Annotated in this window: 16 protein-coding genes; 4 read left to right on the forward strand and 12 right to left on the reverse strand. The window is 72.8% G+C overall.

The annotated features are described in order from the left end of the window. Nucleotides 1-40: 40 nt before the first annotated feature. On the forward strand, nucleotides 41-763 hold the full coding sequence (locus V6V47_RS19095) for a hypothetical protein (protein ID WP_334629625.1): 723 nt from the start codon (nucleotides 41-43) through the stop codon (nucleotides 761-763). Here the strand turns inward: V6V47_RS19095 and V6V47_RS19100 are convergent. From V6V47_RS19100 to V6V47_RS19120, 5 genes are all read right to left on the reverse strand, one after another. Continuing rightward, on the reverse strand, nucleotides 645-1,625 hold the full coding sequence (locus V6V47_RS19100) for a GlxA family transcriptional regulator (RefSeq protein ID WP_334629626.1): 981 nt from the start codon (nucleotides 1,623-1,625) through the stop codon (nucleotides 645-647). The two genes, V6V47_RS19095 and V6V47_RS19100, sit on opposite strands and share 119 nt — an antisense overlap. 4 nt (nucleotides 1,626-1,629) lie before the next feature. Continuing rightward, nucleotides 1,630-2,238 carry an isochorismatase family protein gene (locus V6V47_RS19105; protein WP_334629627.1) on the reverse strand — a complete coding sequence of 203 codons (609 nt, stop codon included), beginning with the start codon at nucleotides 2,236-2,238 and terminating at the stop codon, nucleotides 1,630-1,632. 73 nt (nucleotides 2,239-2,311) lie between these two features. Further along, nucleotides 2,312-3,067 (reverse strand): lysophospholipid acyltransferase family protein, encoded by a 756-nt coding sequence (locus V6V47_RS19110; RefSeq protein ID WP_334629629.1) that lies wholly within the window; start codon nucleotides 3,065-3,067, stop codon nucleotides 2,312-2,314. Between the two features lie 87 nt (nucleotides 3,068-3,154). After that, nucleotides 3,155-5,215 (reverse strand): amylo-alpha-1,6-glucosidase, encoded by a 2,061-nt coding sequence (locus tag V6V47_RS19115; protein WP_334629630.1) that lies wholly within the window; start codon nucleotides 5,213-5,215, stop codon nucleotides 3,155-3,157. Then, on the reverse strand, nucleotides 5,215-5,586 hold the full coding sequence (locus V6V47_RS19120; RefSeq protein ID WP_334629631.1) for an SCP2 sterol-binding domain-containing protein: 372 nt from the start codon (nucleotides 5,584-5,586) through the stop codon (nucleotides 5,215-5,217). Before V6V47_RS19120 ends, V6V47_RS19115 begins: the two co-directional genes overlap by 1 nt. 204 nt (nucleotides 5,587-5,790) lie before the next feature. Between V6V47_RS19120 and V6V47_RS19125 the strand changes: the two genes are divergently transcribed. Then, nucleotides 5,791-6,897: a DNA glycosylase AlkZ-like family protein gene (locus V6V47_RS19125; protein WP_334629632.1), complete on the forward strand. Its 1,107-nt coding sequence runs from the start codon at nucleotides 5,791-5,793 to the stop codon at nucleotides 6,895-6,897. Nucleotides 6,898-6,954: 57 nt separating this feature from the next. Here V6V47_RS19125 and V6V47_RS19130 read toward each other — a convergent pair whose 3' ends face one another. From V6V47_RS19130 to V6V47_RS19155, 6 genes are all read right to left on the reverse strand, one after another. Then, complete coding sequence (locus V6V47_RS19130) at nucleotides 6,955-7,371, reverse strand: CBS domain-containing protein (RefSeq protein ID WP_334629633.1); 417 nt, start codon at nucleotides 7,369-7,371, stop codon at nucleotides 6,955-6,957. 95 nt (nucleotides 7,372-7,466) lie between these two features. Then, nucleotides 7,467-8,153: a TMEM175 family protein gene (locus V6V47_RS19135; RefSeq protein ID WP_334629634.1), complete on the reverse strand. Its 687-nt coding sequence runs from the start codon at nucleotides 8,151-8,153 to the stop codon at nucleotides 7,467-7,469. A gap of 151 nt (nucleotides 8,154-8,304) precedes the next feature. Then, entirely contained in the window at nucleotides 8,305-8,745 is a 441-nt protein-coding gene (locus V6V47_RS19140) for a PPOX class F420-dependent oxidoreductase (RefSeq protein WP_334629635.1), read from the reverse strand. A gap of 142 nt (nucleotides 8,746-8,887) precedes the next feature. Further along, nucleotides 8,888-9,913: an aspartate-semialdehyde dehydrogenase gene (locus V6V47_RS19145; RefSeq protein WP_334629636.1), complete on the reverse strand. Its 1,026-nt coding sequence runs from the start codon at nucleotides 9,911-9,913 to the stop codon at nucleotides 8,888-8,890. Nucleotides 9,914-10,118: 205 nt separating this feature from the next. Beyond that, nucleotides 10,119-11,462 carry a M16 family metallopeptidase gene (locus V6V47_RS19150; RefSeq protein ID WP_334629637.1) on the reverse strand — a complete coding sequence of 448 codons (1,344 nt, stop codon included), beginning with the start codon at nucleotides 11,460-11,462 and terminating at the stop codon, nucleotides 10,119-10,121. Further along, a complete protein-coding gene (locus V6V47_RS19155) occupies nucleotides 11,459-12,751 on the reverse strand; it encodes a M16 family metallopeptidase (RefSeq protein ID WP_334629638.1) in 1,293 nt (430 codons plus the stop codon). The genes V6V47_RS19150 and V6V47_RS19155 overlap by 4 nt, the downstream gene beginning before the upstream one ends. 102 nt (nucleotides 12,752-12,853) lie before the next feature. Here V6V47_RS19155 and V6V47_RS19160 point away from each other — a divergent pair, with 102 nt between their 5' ends. Further along, on the forward strand, nucleotides 12,854-13,618 hold the full coding sequence (locus V6V47_RS19160; protein ID WP_334629639.1) for a phosphodiesterase: 765 nt from the start codon (nucleotides 12,854-12,856) through the stop codon (nucleotides 13,616-13,618). On the opposite strand, the gene V6V47_RS19165 is transcribed toward V6V47_RS19160, so the two are convergent. Next, nucleotides 13,585-13,800: a hypothetical protein gene (locus V6V47_RS19165; RefSeq protein ID WP_334629640.1), complete on the reverse strand. Its 216-nt coding sequence runs from the start codon at nucleotides 13,798-13,800 to the stop codon at nucleotides 13,585-13,587. The two genes, V6V47_RS19160 and V6V47_RS19165, sit on opposite strands and share 34 nt — an antisense overlap. Nucleotides 13,801-14,074: 274 nt before the next feature. Between V6V47_RS19165 and V6V47_RS19170 the strand changes: the two genes are divergently transcribed. After that, the gene (locus V6V47_RS19170) at nucleotides 14,075-15,169 is read left to right on the forward strand and encodes a 3-deoxy-7-phosphoheptulonate synthase (RefSeq protein ID WP_334629641.1); all 1,095 of its coding nucleotides are present in this window, start codon (nucleotides 14,075-14,077) and stop codon (nucleotides 15,167-15,169) included. The last annotated feature ends 103 nt before the right edge of the window (nucleotides 15,170-15,272 follow it).

A 15,272-nucleotide genomic window follows, 5' to 3' on the forward strand; every position in this document is an offset into this window, starting at 1 on the left:
AGGCTCGACGGCACAGCCAGCTGACCGGAAGGTCGTGACGATGTACGGCGACACGTCCCCCTTCTTCATCGGTCCACACCGGTTCGACACGCACGACGACGATGAGGGGCCGACCCTGGACCGCCGCCACACTCTGCGCCCGGTGGTCGGCGAACGGGTGCTCGGCCGACACCAACTGCTGGTCGCGGGCTACCTGCTCGGGCCGACGGAGGCCCAGCGCGGCTGGCGGCTGCCCGGCCTGGTGTCGGTGACCGTCACCGACCAGCGGATCTGCTGGGTGGGCACCGGCTCGCACCTGTCGCTGGTCGGCGACGGCCAGGCGCGACACCGGCCGGCGGGTCGGCTGGCCGGCCTGATGAGCGGCCAGATCCGCTGGCAGTGGCCGTCCCGGCTGGAGCTGCCGACGGTCGACCCCGGCGATCCGGCGCAACTGCTGATCGTCTGTGACGCGCTGCGCACCATTCAGCAGCCGGCGCTGGCCATCGGTGGGCAGGCGGCGGAGGTCGCCGCGCTGGCCCGACAGGTCCGCCGCGCGGTGGCCACGTTCCGGCTCACCCGCCCACAGTTGGTCGACCTCTCGGCTCAGGAGCGCGACGTGCTGCTGCTGCGGGCCGGCCCCGGGTTGCTCGCCGGGGACGCCCGGATCACGCTGCCCGGCTCGCTTCCGGTGGAGTTCCGGTCCCGGGACGACTACTACCGCGCGGGGCCGGAGCCGACCCCGTGGCCCGGGCTCGCAGGCGGCGCAGCATCCGGGCGTCGGTGAAACCGACCGTCCGCCCGGCGGCCTCCACGGTCGCGCCGTGCCCGATGAGGTGCTCGGCGCGTTCCACCCGGAGCAGCTGCTGGTAGCCGAGCGGGGTGAGCCCGGTCATCGCGCGGAACAGCCGGGTCAGTGTCCGCTCCGCCACGCCGCCGGCCGCGGCCAACTCGGCCAGCGGCAGTGAGTCGGCGTACCGGCTGTCGATGAGATCCTGCACCCGGTGCACCGCCTCGGACAGGTGCGAGCGGTGCCGCATCATCGCGCTGGCCTGCTGCTCGTGCCCGTTGCGCCGGGCATAGACGACCAGCGTGCGGGCGATCTGAGCGGCGACCGCCGGGCCGTGCCGGGTGGCCACCAGGTGCAGCGCCACGTCGATGCCGCTGGCGATGCCGGCCGAGGTGACCACCCGGTCGTCGACCACGTACAGGACGTCGCGGGTCACCCGGGCCGCCGGGTGCCGGCGGGCCAGGTCGTCCTGCACCTCGTGGTGGGTGGTGCAGCGCCGGCCGTCGAGCAGCCCGGCCCGACCGAGGGCGTACGCGCCGGCGCAGACGCTCGCCACGGTGCCCCCGGCCGCGTGGTGATCGGCCAGCCGCCGCAGGTCCGTGGGCGAGACCGGCCCCTCCGGCCCGTGCGCCGACGGCCGCCAACCGGGCACCAGCACCAGGTCGGCCGGGGTCAACGCGGGCCACCGGGTGTCGGCGACCAGCGGTACGCCCTGCACGGTGGGCACCTGCTCCCGCTCGGCGACGTAGTGCAGCTGATAGTCGTAGCCGAGGTCGGCGGCGCTGGAGAAGACCTGGGCCGGCCCGGCGAGATCCAGCAGGTGCACCTGCGGGACGAGCAGGAAGACGACCCGGGTCACCGGCTCAGCCCCGGGCGCCGGCGAGGGTCGCGCCGGTCAGCTCGTCCACCGTGCTGATGGTCGCGAAGCGGCCGGCCAACGCGTACTCGGTGCGGCTGACGATCGCTTCGTTGGACAGGGTGCGCGGGTCGGCGAGGATCTCCTCGACCGTGGCGGTCGCCGGCAGGTCCCAGTGCGGGATGGGGAACGTGAGCGTGGCGTCGCTCACGAAGGTCATCCGGTACCCGAGGTCGGCGCCGACCCGGGTGGTGGTCTCGACGCACTGCTCGGTGCGAATGCCGCACACGGTGAGGTCGAGCACGCCGGCCAGGGTGAGGATCTGCTGGAGGTTGGTGGTGGTGAACGCGTTGTGCGCGGTCTTGACCAGAGTCGGCTCGCCCTCGACCGGCACCAGCCCGTCGAGCAGGCGCACGTGCCCGAGCGCCGGGTCGAAGAGGGTGCCGGTGTCGGGCTCGGCGTGCAGGACCCAGACCACCAGATCGCCGCGCTGTCGGGCGGCGGCGACCAGCCGGTCGACCTGCCGGACCAGGTCGGGGTTGGAACCGTACGCCCAGATCGGGCGCTGACGGAAGGACTCTTGGGCGTCGATCACGACGAGTGCTGCTCTGCTCATGGATTCGATCCTGGCTGCCTGGCGGCCTCGACGGCAGACACCATCACGCCTGGATGCGGAACGATCCGGCCACTCACGCGGTCGGAGCGCGCTCCTCCTCCGCGGCGGCTTCCAGGGCAGCGGCCTGCTCCGGCGTCGGGGCGGTGCCGCCCAGGTGCGCCGGCTGCCACCAGGTGTCCTCGGGGCCGGCCGGCGAGTCCGGGTACTCCCGCTGGGCCCGGTCGACGAGCGCGCTGAGCCGGGTGGTCAGCTCGGCAGCCAGCACGTTCGGGTCCGGGAAGTCGGCCGGGCTGATCGGCTCGCCGATCAGGATGCTGATCGGCGTGTGCCGGCGGGTGAGGGTGCGGGGGCGCCCCTTCGTCCAGAGCCGCTGGGTGCCCCAGACGGCGACCGGCAGCACCGGCACCTTCGCCGAGCGGGCCATCCGCACGGTGCCGCTCTTGAGCTCCTTGACGGTGAACGACTGGCTGATCGTCGCCTCGGGGAAGACGCCCACCACCTCGCCACGCTTCAGCGCGTCCACGGCCGCGCGGAACGAGGCCGCACCGGCCTGCCGATCCACGGGGATGTGCCGCATACCGCGCATGAGCGGGCCGGAGATCCGGTGTGCGAAGACCGACTGCTTGGCCATGAACCGGACCAGCCGCTTCGACTCGTGCGCGCCCAGCCCGCAGAAGATGAAATCGAGGTAGCTGACGTGGTTGCTGGCCAGCACGGCCCCGCCGGTGCGGGGTACGTGGTGAGCGCCCTCGATGGTGATTTTCAGGTCGAGGACCCGGAACATCGTCTTGGCGGTGGCGATCACGGGCGGGTACACGAGCTCCGGCATCCGCAGAATCTACCGTGCCCGGCTGGAGATCGCCTGGGTGGCGAACCGGTCGATGGCTGCGCGCCGTCGACCGGTTCGCCGGCCCGGTCAGTCGGACAGGTTGTCGAGGTCGAGCCGGCCCCGGGCGAAGGCGTCCACCCGACCCCAGCGGCCCGGAATGTCCAGAACCTCGATTCGGCCCATCCCCACCGGCAGCCGTGGTTCGACGGCGAGGTGCCCCTCGTGCGGCTCGAGCCCGAGCATGGTGCGCAGCAGCAGCAACGGCGTACCGGTCGACCAGGCCTGCGGGCTGCACGCGGTCGGATACTCCACGGGAAACTTCGTCAGCTCCCGTGGGTAGCCGCCGAACGCCTCCGGCAACCGGCCGTCGAAGTAGGTGGCGGCGTCGAGGATGCCGCTCGCGATGGTGGCGGCCTCCTCGGCGAAGCCGTACCGCCGCAGGCCCCAGGCGATGAAGGAGTTGTCGAACGGCCAGATCGTGCCGTTGTGGTAGCCGATCGGGTTGTACCGGACCTCACCCTCGGCGAGGGTCCGCACTCCCCAGCCGGAGAACAGCCGCGGCCCCACCAGATGCTGCGCGATCTTCTCTGCCCGTTCGGGTTCGACGATCCCGCTCCACAGCAGGTGGCCGATGTTCGAGCTGAGGATGTCGCACTGGCGGCCGTCCGGGTCCAGGGCGAGCGCGTAGTACTCGCCGTCGGCCACCCACCAGTCCCGGTTGAACCGCTTCTTCAGCTCCGCGGCCTCCCGCTCCAACCGGTCGGCGAACTCCGGGTCACCCCAGAACTCCCGGGCCAGCCGGGCCGCACGGATCTTCGCGTCGTACGCGTACCCCTGCACCTCGCAGGTGGCCCGAGGAAACGGCGGCAGGGTGCCGTCGGAGTAGGAGATCGAGTCCCAGGAGTCCTTCCAGCACTGGTTCTCCAGGCCGGTGTCGGTGTTGCGCCGCTCGTACCAGATGTAGCCGCTGCCGACCAGGTCCGCGTAGCTGTCGATCCACCTCAGGGCCGCCCGGGACTCCTGCTCCAACTCGCGGACCAGCGCGACGTCCCCGGTCCAGCGTTCGTACTCGTCGAGCAGGACGACGAACAGCGGCGTCGCGTCCACCGAGCCGTAGTACGGCGAGTGTGGCTGCTCCTCGAACGCGGCGGTCTCGCCGTAGCGCATCTCGTGCAGGATCCGCCCCGGATCCTCGTCCCGGAAGTCGTCGAACCGGCTGCCCTGCAGGGAGGCCAGGATGCGCAGCGTGGTCTTGGAAAGCTGCGGGGTGAACGGCAGCGTCTGCAGGCAGGTGAGGATGCTGTCCCGGCCGAACATGGTCATGAACCAGGGCAGGCCGGCGGCCGGCAGAGTGGCGCCGCCGAGTGACAGCGGCGAGAAGCGCAGCGCGGCGAGGTCGATGAGGCTGCGCCGGTACGTGCTGGCGACTCGGCCGTGCTCGCTGTTGACCTTGGGGGCGTCCGCGATCCACTTCTCCAGATCGCTCTGGAGGGCGAGCCGCTCGGTGCCGTGCACCCGCAGCCCCAACCGCAGATCCCGGCCACCGGGTCCGACGGCATGCGTCTCGACGTTGATCTCGGTGTGCCACTGCTCGTTGGGCTCCAGGTGGATCGTGTACGCGAACCCCTTGTTGTCGTAACGGGCCGCCATGGACGAGGAGATGAGCGTCTCCCGCCGAAAGTTGCCCCGGCGGTAACCCAACCGCAGCCGGTCCGCCTCGACCTCGGTGAACAGCTCGCCCTTCTTGTTCAGGATCTCGTCCTTGACCTGGAACAGGTCGGCGAAGTCCGACGCCGCGTCCATCCGGATCTCCAGATCGACCGGGTTCTCGTCGTGGTTGAGGATGGTGAGCTGCTCCCGGAAACTCCCCCCGACGGCGCGTTCCCGGATGATCGACAGCTTCGCGTCGATGTAGTGCGTCGCCATCCCGGGCACCAGGAAGAAGCGCGACTCGAAGTACTGGAGGTCGTCGAAGGAGAGCGAGTTGAGCCGCTCGCCGTTGACGGTCAGCACCCAGGTGGACAGGAACCGGGTGTCGAGGGAGAACAGCCCGGTCGGCTCGGTCGGCGTCGCCTCGATGTCACCGGTGTCCTCGGAGACGACGAACGTGTTGCCGTCGAGGATCCGGACCGTGTTGCTCTGGCCCATCAGTGCACCTCCCCCGCGAAGCGCCGGCGCGGTCCCTGCGCGTCCGGGGAACCCGGGAAGATGCGCTCCAGCTGCACCACGAGCCGGGCGTCACCCAGCACCGTCATGTCCCCCCGCAGCAGGGCGGCGAGGCCGTGCTCCCGGCCCGTGGCGATGTCCTCGAAGAGCGCCGGGCTGGTCCCGATGACCGTGTCGGCCTCCTGGTCCTCCTGACTCACGTTCAGCCGACCGTGGTCGATGCGCAGCAGCCAGTGCCGGGTCTGCGCACCCTCCTGCAGGTCGATGCGCAATGTCCCGGAGGTCTTCGCCAGCAGGGGCTCGTACCCCCGCCGGTCCAGGTCCTCGAAGAACCTCGTGGTCGCGTCCACCATCGGGTCCACTCCTCCCCCGGTTCGCCGGGCCCAGGGATCCCCCGACGCGCTCCGGTCGGCTCTTGAACGTCCTCGCACGGGGTCCCCGCCGATGTTCCGGCCAACCTCGCCCGGATCGGGTGAGCCGCCGGGCGATGTCGGGCCGGACCGGTAGCGTGCGAGCACCGGGGTGGCGGCGACGGGACGTCCGGAACGGAGCGGCACATGGCGGGGCAGACACCAGAGGTCGACCGGCGGCAGGTGCTCGCCTATCGCGTGGCGGTGCAGCAGCTCGACCGCGTCGACACCCGTCTTCCAGGCGATCTGGCAGTGCTGAGGATCGGCGTGCAGGACACGCCGTACGGGGCTGCCCGGCAGGCTCTGGCGGCGCGGGGCGCGACCGAGTCGGACGACCGGCTGGAGCTGGTCTGGTCGATGCGGGGCGCGCCGCACCTGCACCGACGCGCCGAGTTGCCGACCCTGGCGGCAGCGCTCTGGCCGCTCAGCGACACGGACGCCACCCGGCGGATCCCCGGGCAGATCGGCGCCGGCGCCCGGCTCGGGCTGGCCGCCTTCCGCGCCACGGCCGAGGCGTTCCGGGCGGTGGTGACCGCCGAGTTGGCGCGCGGCGTGGTGAGCCGCGCGGTCTCCGACCGGGTGCCCGCCGAGCTGTCCTACGACTGCCGGGCCTGCGCGTCGCGGCACATCTCCGGGTCGGTGTTCCAGCAGGCCGGGCTCGCCGGCGGGGTGCGTCTGGTGGTGTCCGGCCGAGCCGCCCAGCTCGCCCCGCTGCCCGAGTGGCCCGGTCCGCCCGCCACCGCGGCGCACACGGCCGAGCTGGTGTCGACCTATCTGCGGCTGCTCGGCCCGGCCACCCCCGCCGACGCCGCCGGCTTCCTCGGCACCAGCGCGAAGGAGCTGCGCCAGGTGTGGCCGGCGGGGCTGGCCGAGGTGCGGGTCGATGGCCGAGCGGCCTGGCTGCCGGCCGACGCCCTCGACGCCCTGACCGGCGCACCCTCGCCCCGGCTGGTGCGGCTGCTGCCGCCGGGTGACCCGTTCCTCGCCGGTCGAGACCGCGACCTGCTGGTGCCCGCGCGGGAGCACCAGCAACAGCTGTGGCGGATGATCGGTAATCCCGGCGCACTGCTGGTGGACGGCGAGGTTGCCGGCACCTGGCGGGCGCGGCAGGGCGGGAAGCGTCGGCTGGAGCTGACCGTCAGCCCGTTTTGGGCGCTGCCGGCCCGGGTCGTGCGGGAGGTCGAGGCCGAGGGCGCGACGGTGGCCGTCGCCCGGGCCGCGACCGACGTGCAGGTCCACATCGAATCGACCTGACCACGGCGCGGTGCCGGCCCTCCCGTCCGGGAGAGCCGGCACGCCCGCGGCGGACGGTCAGTTGTTCGGATCGTCGGCGCTGATGTCCGCCAGCACCGACTGCGGTTCACGCTCGACCGCGAGGTCACCCATCGACACCAGGCCGACCAGGCGCCCGTCGTCGATCACCGGCAGCCGGCGTACGGCGTAGGTGCGCATCAGGTCCGCGGCGGCCACCGCGTCGTCGTACTGGCTCACGGTGATCACGTCGCGGGTGGTGATCTGGTTCAGCCGGGTCGACCCCGGGTCCATGTTCTCCGCAACACCGCGGACCGCGATGTCCCGGTCCGTGACGATGCCGACCACACTGTCGCCGTCGGTCACCACCACGTCACCAATCGCGCTGTCCCGCATCTCCTGCGCGGCCGCGATAAGCGTGTCGTTGCCGTCCATCGTCACCAACCGGGTCGTCATGAACTCTCCGACCGTTGTCATGGTGCTCCCCTCTCGGTGTCGGCACGACTCGTCTACCCGACGCCCAGGCCGGGTAACGCGGGCGGCCCGGCGAGGTATTGCGGGCGGCCCGGCGGCTAGCCGTGAGCCCGCCGCAGGCGTCGCAGCTCGTACAGGCCGCTGCTGGTCAAGGCGTAGAAGATCGGCAGGAGCAGGAAGATCACCAGCGCGATCGGCGGGCTGGCGAGGAACCCGACCAGGGCTGCCAGCGCGTACCCCAGGATGCCGACCACGGCCCGCGTCCGTTCCGCCGGGAAGAACCCGCGCGGCACCGCCGCGTTCAGCAGATCAGGATGCCGGGCGAGGTGGTGGTACAGACCGAGCCAGCTCGCCGTGAGCAACACGCCGACCAGGCCGTAGAGGGCCACGGCGGCCCGCTCATCCGCCCGGTCGCCCTGCTGCACGCTGCTCGAGACGACCGAGGTGGCGAACGGCACCAGCGCCGTGCTGAACAGCACGCTCAGATTCCACCACTGCAGACCCTTTCCGCTGCTGCCCACCCGGTGGAAGGCGGAGCGGTGGTTCAACCAACTCACCGCCACGAACAGGTACGACGTGACGTAGGCCAGGTAGACCGGCCAGCGCTCGACCAGCGCGTGCAGCAACTCGCCGCGGGGCACCTCGGGCGGCTGAAGGTCGAGCACCAGCAGCGTGATGATGATGGCGAAGACCCCGTCGCTGAACGAGAAGAGCCGGGAGGTCTCCGAGCGCAGGGTCGGGGCGACCGCGGACCCGGCGTCGTCGCTGCCCTGGTCGGCGACCATTCCACCCCTCCCCCGGGATCCCCGCGATGGCGGTGCCCGCACCGAGGCCGGTATACCCGCCGGCCGGGCGGCACACCCGCCAACACTGGCCGGGGGTGAGCGTGGTCGACCCGGGCTGACCGACGACGGTCGGCCGCGACCGAGCCGCTACTCAGCCGCGCGGTGGCATGCCGTAGATCCGCTCCACGTGCAGGCGCAGCACCAGACGCCCCTCGGCGACCATGGCTCGGCGGTAGTCGGCCCAGTCCGGGTGCTCACCGCGCAGCGCCCGGTAGAGCCCCACCAGCTCCTCGACGGTCGCGTCGTCAGGCTCCGTGGAGGGCGCGGTCAGCTCGGCGCGTGCCTCGGCCACCGCGTACGCCCAGCCGTCCGCGCTGCCCACGTGGAAGCTGGCCCGCGGGTCCCGGCGCAGGTTGGCGGTCTTGGCCCGACCGTCGGTGACCGAGATCCGGATCAGGCCCGGTTCCCGGTCGAAGGCGTAGATCACGGTGGACAGTTGCGGCCGCCCGTCCCGCTTGGTCGTCGCCAGTACGCCCATCGAGCGGTCGGCGATCAGATCGGTCAACGCCTGCTGGGTGTGGTCATCCGGCACGGGTTCCTCCAAGCTGGCAGGGGTCGCGGCTCTCCCCATCCAAGCACGGCAGCCCGGCGCCAGCGCCGAGCGAGCGGCCCGAGCCCGAGCAGGCCGAGGCCCCCGCCGGCTACCGGCAGGGGCCTCGGAGTGACGGCGACGGTCAGCGCTGCTCGGCGGCGACCAGCTCGGCGATCTGCACCGCGTTGAGCGCGGCGCCCTTGCGCAGGTTGTCGTTGGAGCAGAACAGCGCGAGCCCGTGCTCGACGGTCTCGTCGGCCCGGATCCGACCCACGTACGACGGGTCCTGCCCGGCCGCCTGCAACGGCGTCGGCACGTCGGTCAGCGCCACGCCGGGCGCGCCGGCGAGCAGCTCCCGGGCCCGCTGCGGGGTGATCGGCCGGGCGAACCGGGCGTTGATCTGCAACGAGTGGCCGGTGAAGACGGGCACCCGCACGCAGGTGCCGGAGACCCTCAGGTCGGGGATCTCCAGGATCTTGCGGCTCTCGTTGCGCAGCTTCTGCTCCTCGTCGGTCTCGAACGAGCCGTCGTCGACGATCGAGCCGGCCAGTGGGAGCACGTTGAAGGCGATCGGCTGGGCGAACGAGCGCGGCGCGGGGAACTCCACGGCCGACCCGTCGAACGCGAGCCCGGCGGCATGTTCGACGACCTTGCGGACCTGCTCGTCGAGCTCGGCGACGCCGGCCAGCCCGGCGCCGGAGACCGCCTGGTAGGTCGAGACGACCAGACCGATCAGACCGGCCTCGGCGTGCAGCGGGCGCAGCACCGGCATCGCGGCCATCGTGGTGCAGTTGGGGTTGGCGATGATGCCCTTGGGACGATCGGCGGCGGCGTGCGGGTTGACCTCGGCCACGACCAGCGGCACCTGCGGGTCCATCCGGAACGCCGACGAGTTGTCGATCACCACGGCGCCGGCGGCGGCGACCCGGGGAGCCAACTCCCGGGCAGTGCCCTTACCCGCCGAGAAGAGCGCGATGTCCAGCCCGGAGTAGTCCGCGGTGGCGGCGTCCTCGACGGTCACTTCGCCGTCCCGCCACGGCAGAGTACGCCCGGCGGACCGCGCCGAGGCGAACAACCGCACCTGCTCCGCCGGGAACTGCCGTTCCGCCAGCACCTGCCGCATCACGCCACCAACCTGACCGGTGGCGCCCACAATCCCGATCCTCATGCCCGCGAGGCTACCCAGCCCACCCCCACAACCGGGAACTCTTCCCACCCCCGGCACGCCGATCTAGGGCACATCACAGTGAGTTGATCTCGAGTCACGGCGATATGCCCTAGATCGGCGCGGGCGTCGGCGCGGGCGCGGGCGCGGCGGGCGCGGGCGCGGGCGCGGGCGTGGGCGTGGGGACCGGCGTCGGCGGATTTGGTGGTCAGGGGGTGGTTACTACCTCGCCCAGGTTGGTTGCCTCCAGGTCGTCGCGGATCACGGCCGCGTCGCCCTCGATGACCAGGGTCAGCGCGTCCGGGTGCAGGTGGGTGGCTGCCGCCGCCGAGACCTGGGACACGTCCGCGGCGAGCAGCTCCTCGCGTAGCCGGGCGTGGTAGTCGTCCGGCAGATCGTGCACCACCAGCGTGGTCAGCGCCGAGGCGATCGCCCGAGGGCTCTGCAGCTCGACCGAGAGCTGCCCGGCCCGCCAGGAACGGGCCACCGCCAGCTCCTCCTCGGTCACCCCGGTGGCCTGGGTACGGGTGATCTCGCCCACCGCCTCGACGAGGGCCGGCGCGGTCACCCCGGTCTGCACGCCGGAGCTGACCGCGAACCGGCCGAACCGCCGGGACGAGGCGAAGTCGCCGCGGATGCCGTACGTGTAGCCGCGGACCTCGCGGATCAAATGGTTCAACCGGGAGGTGAACGCCCCACCGAGCACCGTGCCGGCGAGCGTCATCGGCACGTGGTCCGGGTGCGCCCGGTGCGGCGACGGGTGGCCCAGGCGCAACGTGGACTGCACCGAGCCGGGCCGGTCCACCAGGATGATCCGCCGCTCGGCGCGGACCGGCACCGCGATCGGGCCGCCCCGGTCGGCCGGACCGCCGCCGGTGCCGGCGAACGCCGACGCGGCCAAGGCGTCCAGGTCGATCCGGTCCAGGTCACCGGCGACGATCAGGGTGCCGGGCCGCAGGAACCACTCCGAGTGGAAGACGGTGACGTCCTCCACGTCCAGGCCGGCAACCGACTCCGGGTCGCCGTACATCGGGCGCCCCCAGCGGTTCTCCGCGCCGAACAGGTCGGCACGCAGCGCCGCGTCGGCGCGTGGGCCCGGGTTCGCCCAGTCCATCCGGAGCGCGGTGGCCTCGTCGTCACGGACCCGGCGCACGTCGGCGGCATCCAGCTTGGGCGTCCGGACGGCCTCGGCGAGCAGCTCCACGGCGGCGCTCAGCCGGTCGACCGGGATCACCACGCTGGCCTGGAACGAGTCCCAGTCCAGCCCGGTCACCAACGCGGTGCCGAGCCCCTCGACGGCGAGCGCGTACGCGGCGGCGTCCCGCTGGGCGGTGCCCTCCTCGAGTGCCTTGGCCAGCACCCCGGACAGGCCCTCCTTGCCGATCGGCTCGCGGCCCGCGCCCACGTCGAGCAGCAGCAGCGCCACGGCGAGGTTCTGCCCGGGCAGGTGCGCGGCGACCACCTGACCACCGGCCACGGTACGGTGCACCACCGGCGGGAACCGGTACGGGCGGGCGGCCCCCGGGCCGGGACGGTCGGCGATCAGCGTCATGCGGTCTCCTCGGGCAGGTAGGTCAGGGTCACCCGGTCGTCGGCACCGAGCACCTCGGCGGCGGCCTCGGCGATCTGCTCGGCGGTCACCGCGAGCAGGCCCGGCAGTTGGTCGGCTACGCGGGCCGGGTCGCCGAACTGCGTGGCGTACCGCCCGAGGAGGTCCGCTCGGCCATCCACGGTGGACAACTGCCGCCACCAGGCGGTGCTGAGCATCGCCTTGGCCCGGTCCAGCTCGGCGGTGGTGACGGGCACGGTGACCAGCTCGTCGATGACCTCGGTCAGCCCCTCGGCCAGCCGCTCGGCGCTCACACCGGGGCGGGCGGTGGCGGTGGCGATCAGCGGTGCCGGTGCGTGCGCGAGGTCCACGCCGTACGCCCCGACCAGGTCGGGTTGGGCGATCCGCTCACCGTCGGCGAGCCGCTGGTAGAGGCGGCTGCCCCGGCCGCTGCCGAGCACGGTGGCGAGCACGGTGATGACGTCGTACCCCGGGCTGCCGAACGGGTGCGTGCGGTGCGCGACGTACACCCGGGGGGCCGGCACCTCGGCGGTCACCGACTCGACGGCCGGCCGACCGGTCGCCGGGACCTTCCGGCCGTCCGGAGCCGGCGGGATGTCGTCGCGGGCGGACAGCGCGCCGAAGTACTTGTCGGCCAGCGCGAACACGTCGGCGGCGACGGTGTCGCCGACCACGGTGAGCACCGCGTTGTTCGGCGCGTAGTACGTCTCGTGGAACGCCTGGAAGGTGGCCAGGTCGGCGGCGTTCAGGTCGGCCATCGAGCCGATCGTCGAGTGGTGGTAGGGGTGCCCCGGCGGATAGAGCAGCGGCAGCAGCCGCAGCCAGGCGTCGCCGTACGGGACGTTCTCGTAGCGCTGCCGGCGCTCGTTCTTCACCACGTCACGCTGGTTGTCCAGGGTGTCCTGGGTGAGCGCGGGGACCAGGCCGCCCATCCGGTCGGCCTCGAGCCAGAGCGCCAACTCCAGGTGCTCGGCCGGGACCGTCTCGAAGTAGTTGGTCCGGTCCGGGTTCGTGGTCGCGTTGAGCGAGCCACCCGAGCCCTGGATCAGCTTCATGTGCTCGGTCTTCGCGACGTTCACCGAGCCCTCGAACATCAGGTGCTCGAAGAGGTGGGCGAAGCCGGTCTGCCCCGTCGGCTCGTGTCGGGAGCCGACGTCGTACCAGAGGTTGACGGCCACCGCCGGCGCGGTGCGGTCCTCGCTCACCACCACACGCAGGCCGTTGTCCAGTCGGGTCGTCTCGATGGGCCAGGGGTAACCGCTGTCGGGCATGGCACGACGCTATCCGATCTCGGAGGCGGAAAGGTGACGTGTGGCCCCTCGGCGAGCCGGCCTCGCCGGCATCGAGCCGGCCAGTCGGGGTACGGAGGGGGCATGCCCGCGCCGACCGCCAACCCGCCCGCGTCCCGCACCGCCGGCCGCGCCGCCACCGCCGTCGTACGCGCCGCCGCCGCGCTCACCCGGCTGCGCCGCGGCCGGCTGGTGCATCCGGCCGGTCGCTCGTTCACGGGCGAGGTGCAGATCTGGGGTACGCCCGGACCCCCCACCGGCGTCGCCCTGCTGGACAGCCCCGGCCGGTACCCGGCCACCGTCCGGCTGTCCAAGGGGGTGCCCACGCCCGGTGGCTGGCCCGACGTGCTCGGCCTGGCGGTGCGCGTGCACACCGACACCGACACCGGCCGACCGTTCGACCTGCTGGTCAGTTCCAGCGGTGCGGCGCCGGGGCTGCGGCATCTGCCGCTGCCCCGGCGCCGCTTCAGCGGGACGTACAGCACGATCATGTGTTACCGCACACGCCACCGCCGGCTCTGGCTGGCCGCGCTGGCCGACCCGGACGCGGTCGACCTCGGCCGCAGCCTGGCCGCGGTGGCCGCCGCGACCCGGACGGACGCGCCGCGCCTGGTGCTCGCGGTCGCCTCCGCCGTGGGGCCGTGGCGGCCGTTCGGCGAGGTCAGCCTCGGCGCCCAGCTCAGCGCCCGGGACGACGCCGCGCTCGCCTTCGATCCGCTGGGCAACCTGCCACCGGATCTGCGGGTGGCCGGCGTGCTGGCCTGGCTGCGGGACCAGACCTACCGGGGGTCGCGTCGGGCGCGTGGGGCGACCGGTCAGTCCGGCGGCTCGACCGCGACCACCGTCTGATCGGACGTACGGTGCTCGAGCACCGTGTCCGGAGCCGCGTTCTGGTCGGCCTCGCGGATGTCGGACTCGGTGAGGATGGCCTCCGCCTGCGCCTCCGGGTCGTCGCTGCCGACCGCCACCTCCTCGGGCAGGAGGTGTGCGCGGGACTCCACCCGGTCGTGTTCGCTCTGCTCGTCAGTCATGGCACCCCTGTTACCCCGGGGCCGGGCACGGCACGCGGCGTTCGCCACACCTCTTGCCGCGACCCGGTGAGCGTCGGCGTGCGGGTCGGGTACGCTGGGCCCGTGACCCGAACGTATCGATGGTTTAGGCAGCCGGCTCGCAAGCCGGTGACCTCACCATGATCTGACGTCACCGCGAACCGAGCCGGCCGGGCAGGAGCTGTCGTTCCTGCCCTTTTGCGTACGAGCAGCCGGCTCGTCCCGGGCACCGGCCCTGGGCACGGTCGGCGGAAGGATGCCCACCGTGACGACCCCGGAGACCGATCGGGTCAGCGATCAGCGGATCGACCGTGTCGTGCCGCTGACCACCCCCGCACTGTTGCACCACGAACTGCCCCTGGACGCCCCGCTCGCCTCGGCCGTGCTGACCGGCCGACGCGCGGTCGGCCGGGTGCTGGATCGCGCCGACGACCGCCTGCTGGTGGTGGTTGGCCCCTGCTCGGTGCACGACCCGGCCGCCGCCCTCGAGTACGCCCAGCGGCTGCGGGTCGCCGCCGACCGGGTCGCCGACGACCTGTTGATCGTCATGCGGGTCTACTTCGAGAAGCCGCGGTCGACGGTGGGCTGGAAGGGCCTGATCATGGACCCGGGGCTGGACGGCAGCGGGGACGTCAACACCGGCCTCCGGCTGGCCCGTGCGCTCCTGCTCGACGTGCTCCGCCTGGGCCTGCCGGTGGGCTGCGAGTTCCTCGACCCGATCACCCCGCAGTACATCGCGGACACCGTGGCCTGGGGCGCGATCGGAGCCCGCACCGTGGAGAGCCAGGTGCACCGGCAGCTCGCCTCGGGCCTGTCCATGCCGATCGGCATGAAGAACCGCCCGGACGGCAGCATCGGCACCGCCGTGGACGCGATCCGCGCCGCCGGGGTGCCGCACGTCTTCCCCGGCATCGACTTCTCCGGCACCCCGGCGGTCATGCACACTCGGGGCAACACCGACGGGCACCTGGTGCTGCGCGGCGGGGGCGGTCGGCCCAACTACGACGCCGAGTCGGTGGCCGGCGCGCTCGACCTGCTCCGCGCGGCCGGGCTCCCGGAGCGGCTGGTGATCGACGCCAGCCACGCCAACAGCGGCAAGGACCACCGCAATCAGCCGCTGGTCGCCGCGGACGTGGCCGCCCAGCTCGCCGCCGGCCAGCGCGGGATCACCGGTGTGATGCTGGAGTCGTTCCTCCAGGCCGGGCGGCAGGAGCTCGACCCGACCCGGGAGCTGGAGTACGGCCGCTCGGTCACCGACGCCTGCCTCGGTTGGGACGACACCGCCGAGGTGCTCGACCGCCTGGCTCTGGCCGTCCGGGCCCGCCGGGCCACCCTGCCGACCCCGGCCTGAGAGCCGCCGAACGGGTGTGACGGCGGCCACCGCAGTGGCCGGAACACCGACGGGGGTCGGCCCGTTGACAAGGGTGTCGGTGTGTCCAGTGTCCCCGGGCCTC

The organism is Micromonospora sp. CPCC 205539 (genome assembly GCF_036906815.1).
In the GTDB taxonomy this organism is placed as follows: Bacteria; Actinomycetota; Actinomycetes; order Mycobacteriales; family Micromonosporaceae; genus Micromonospora.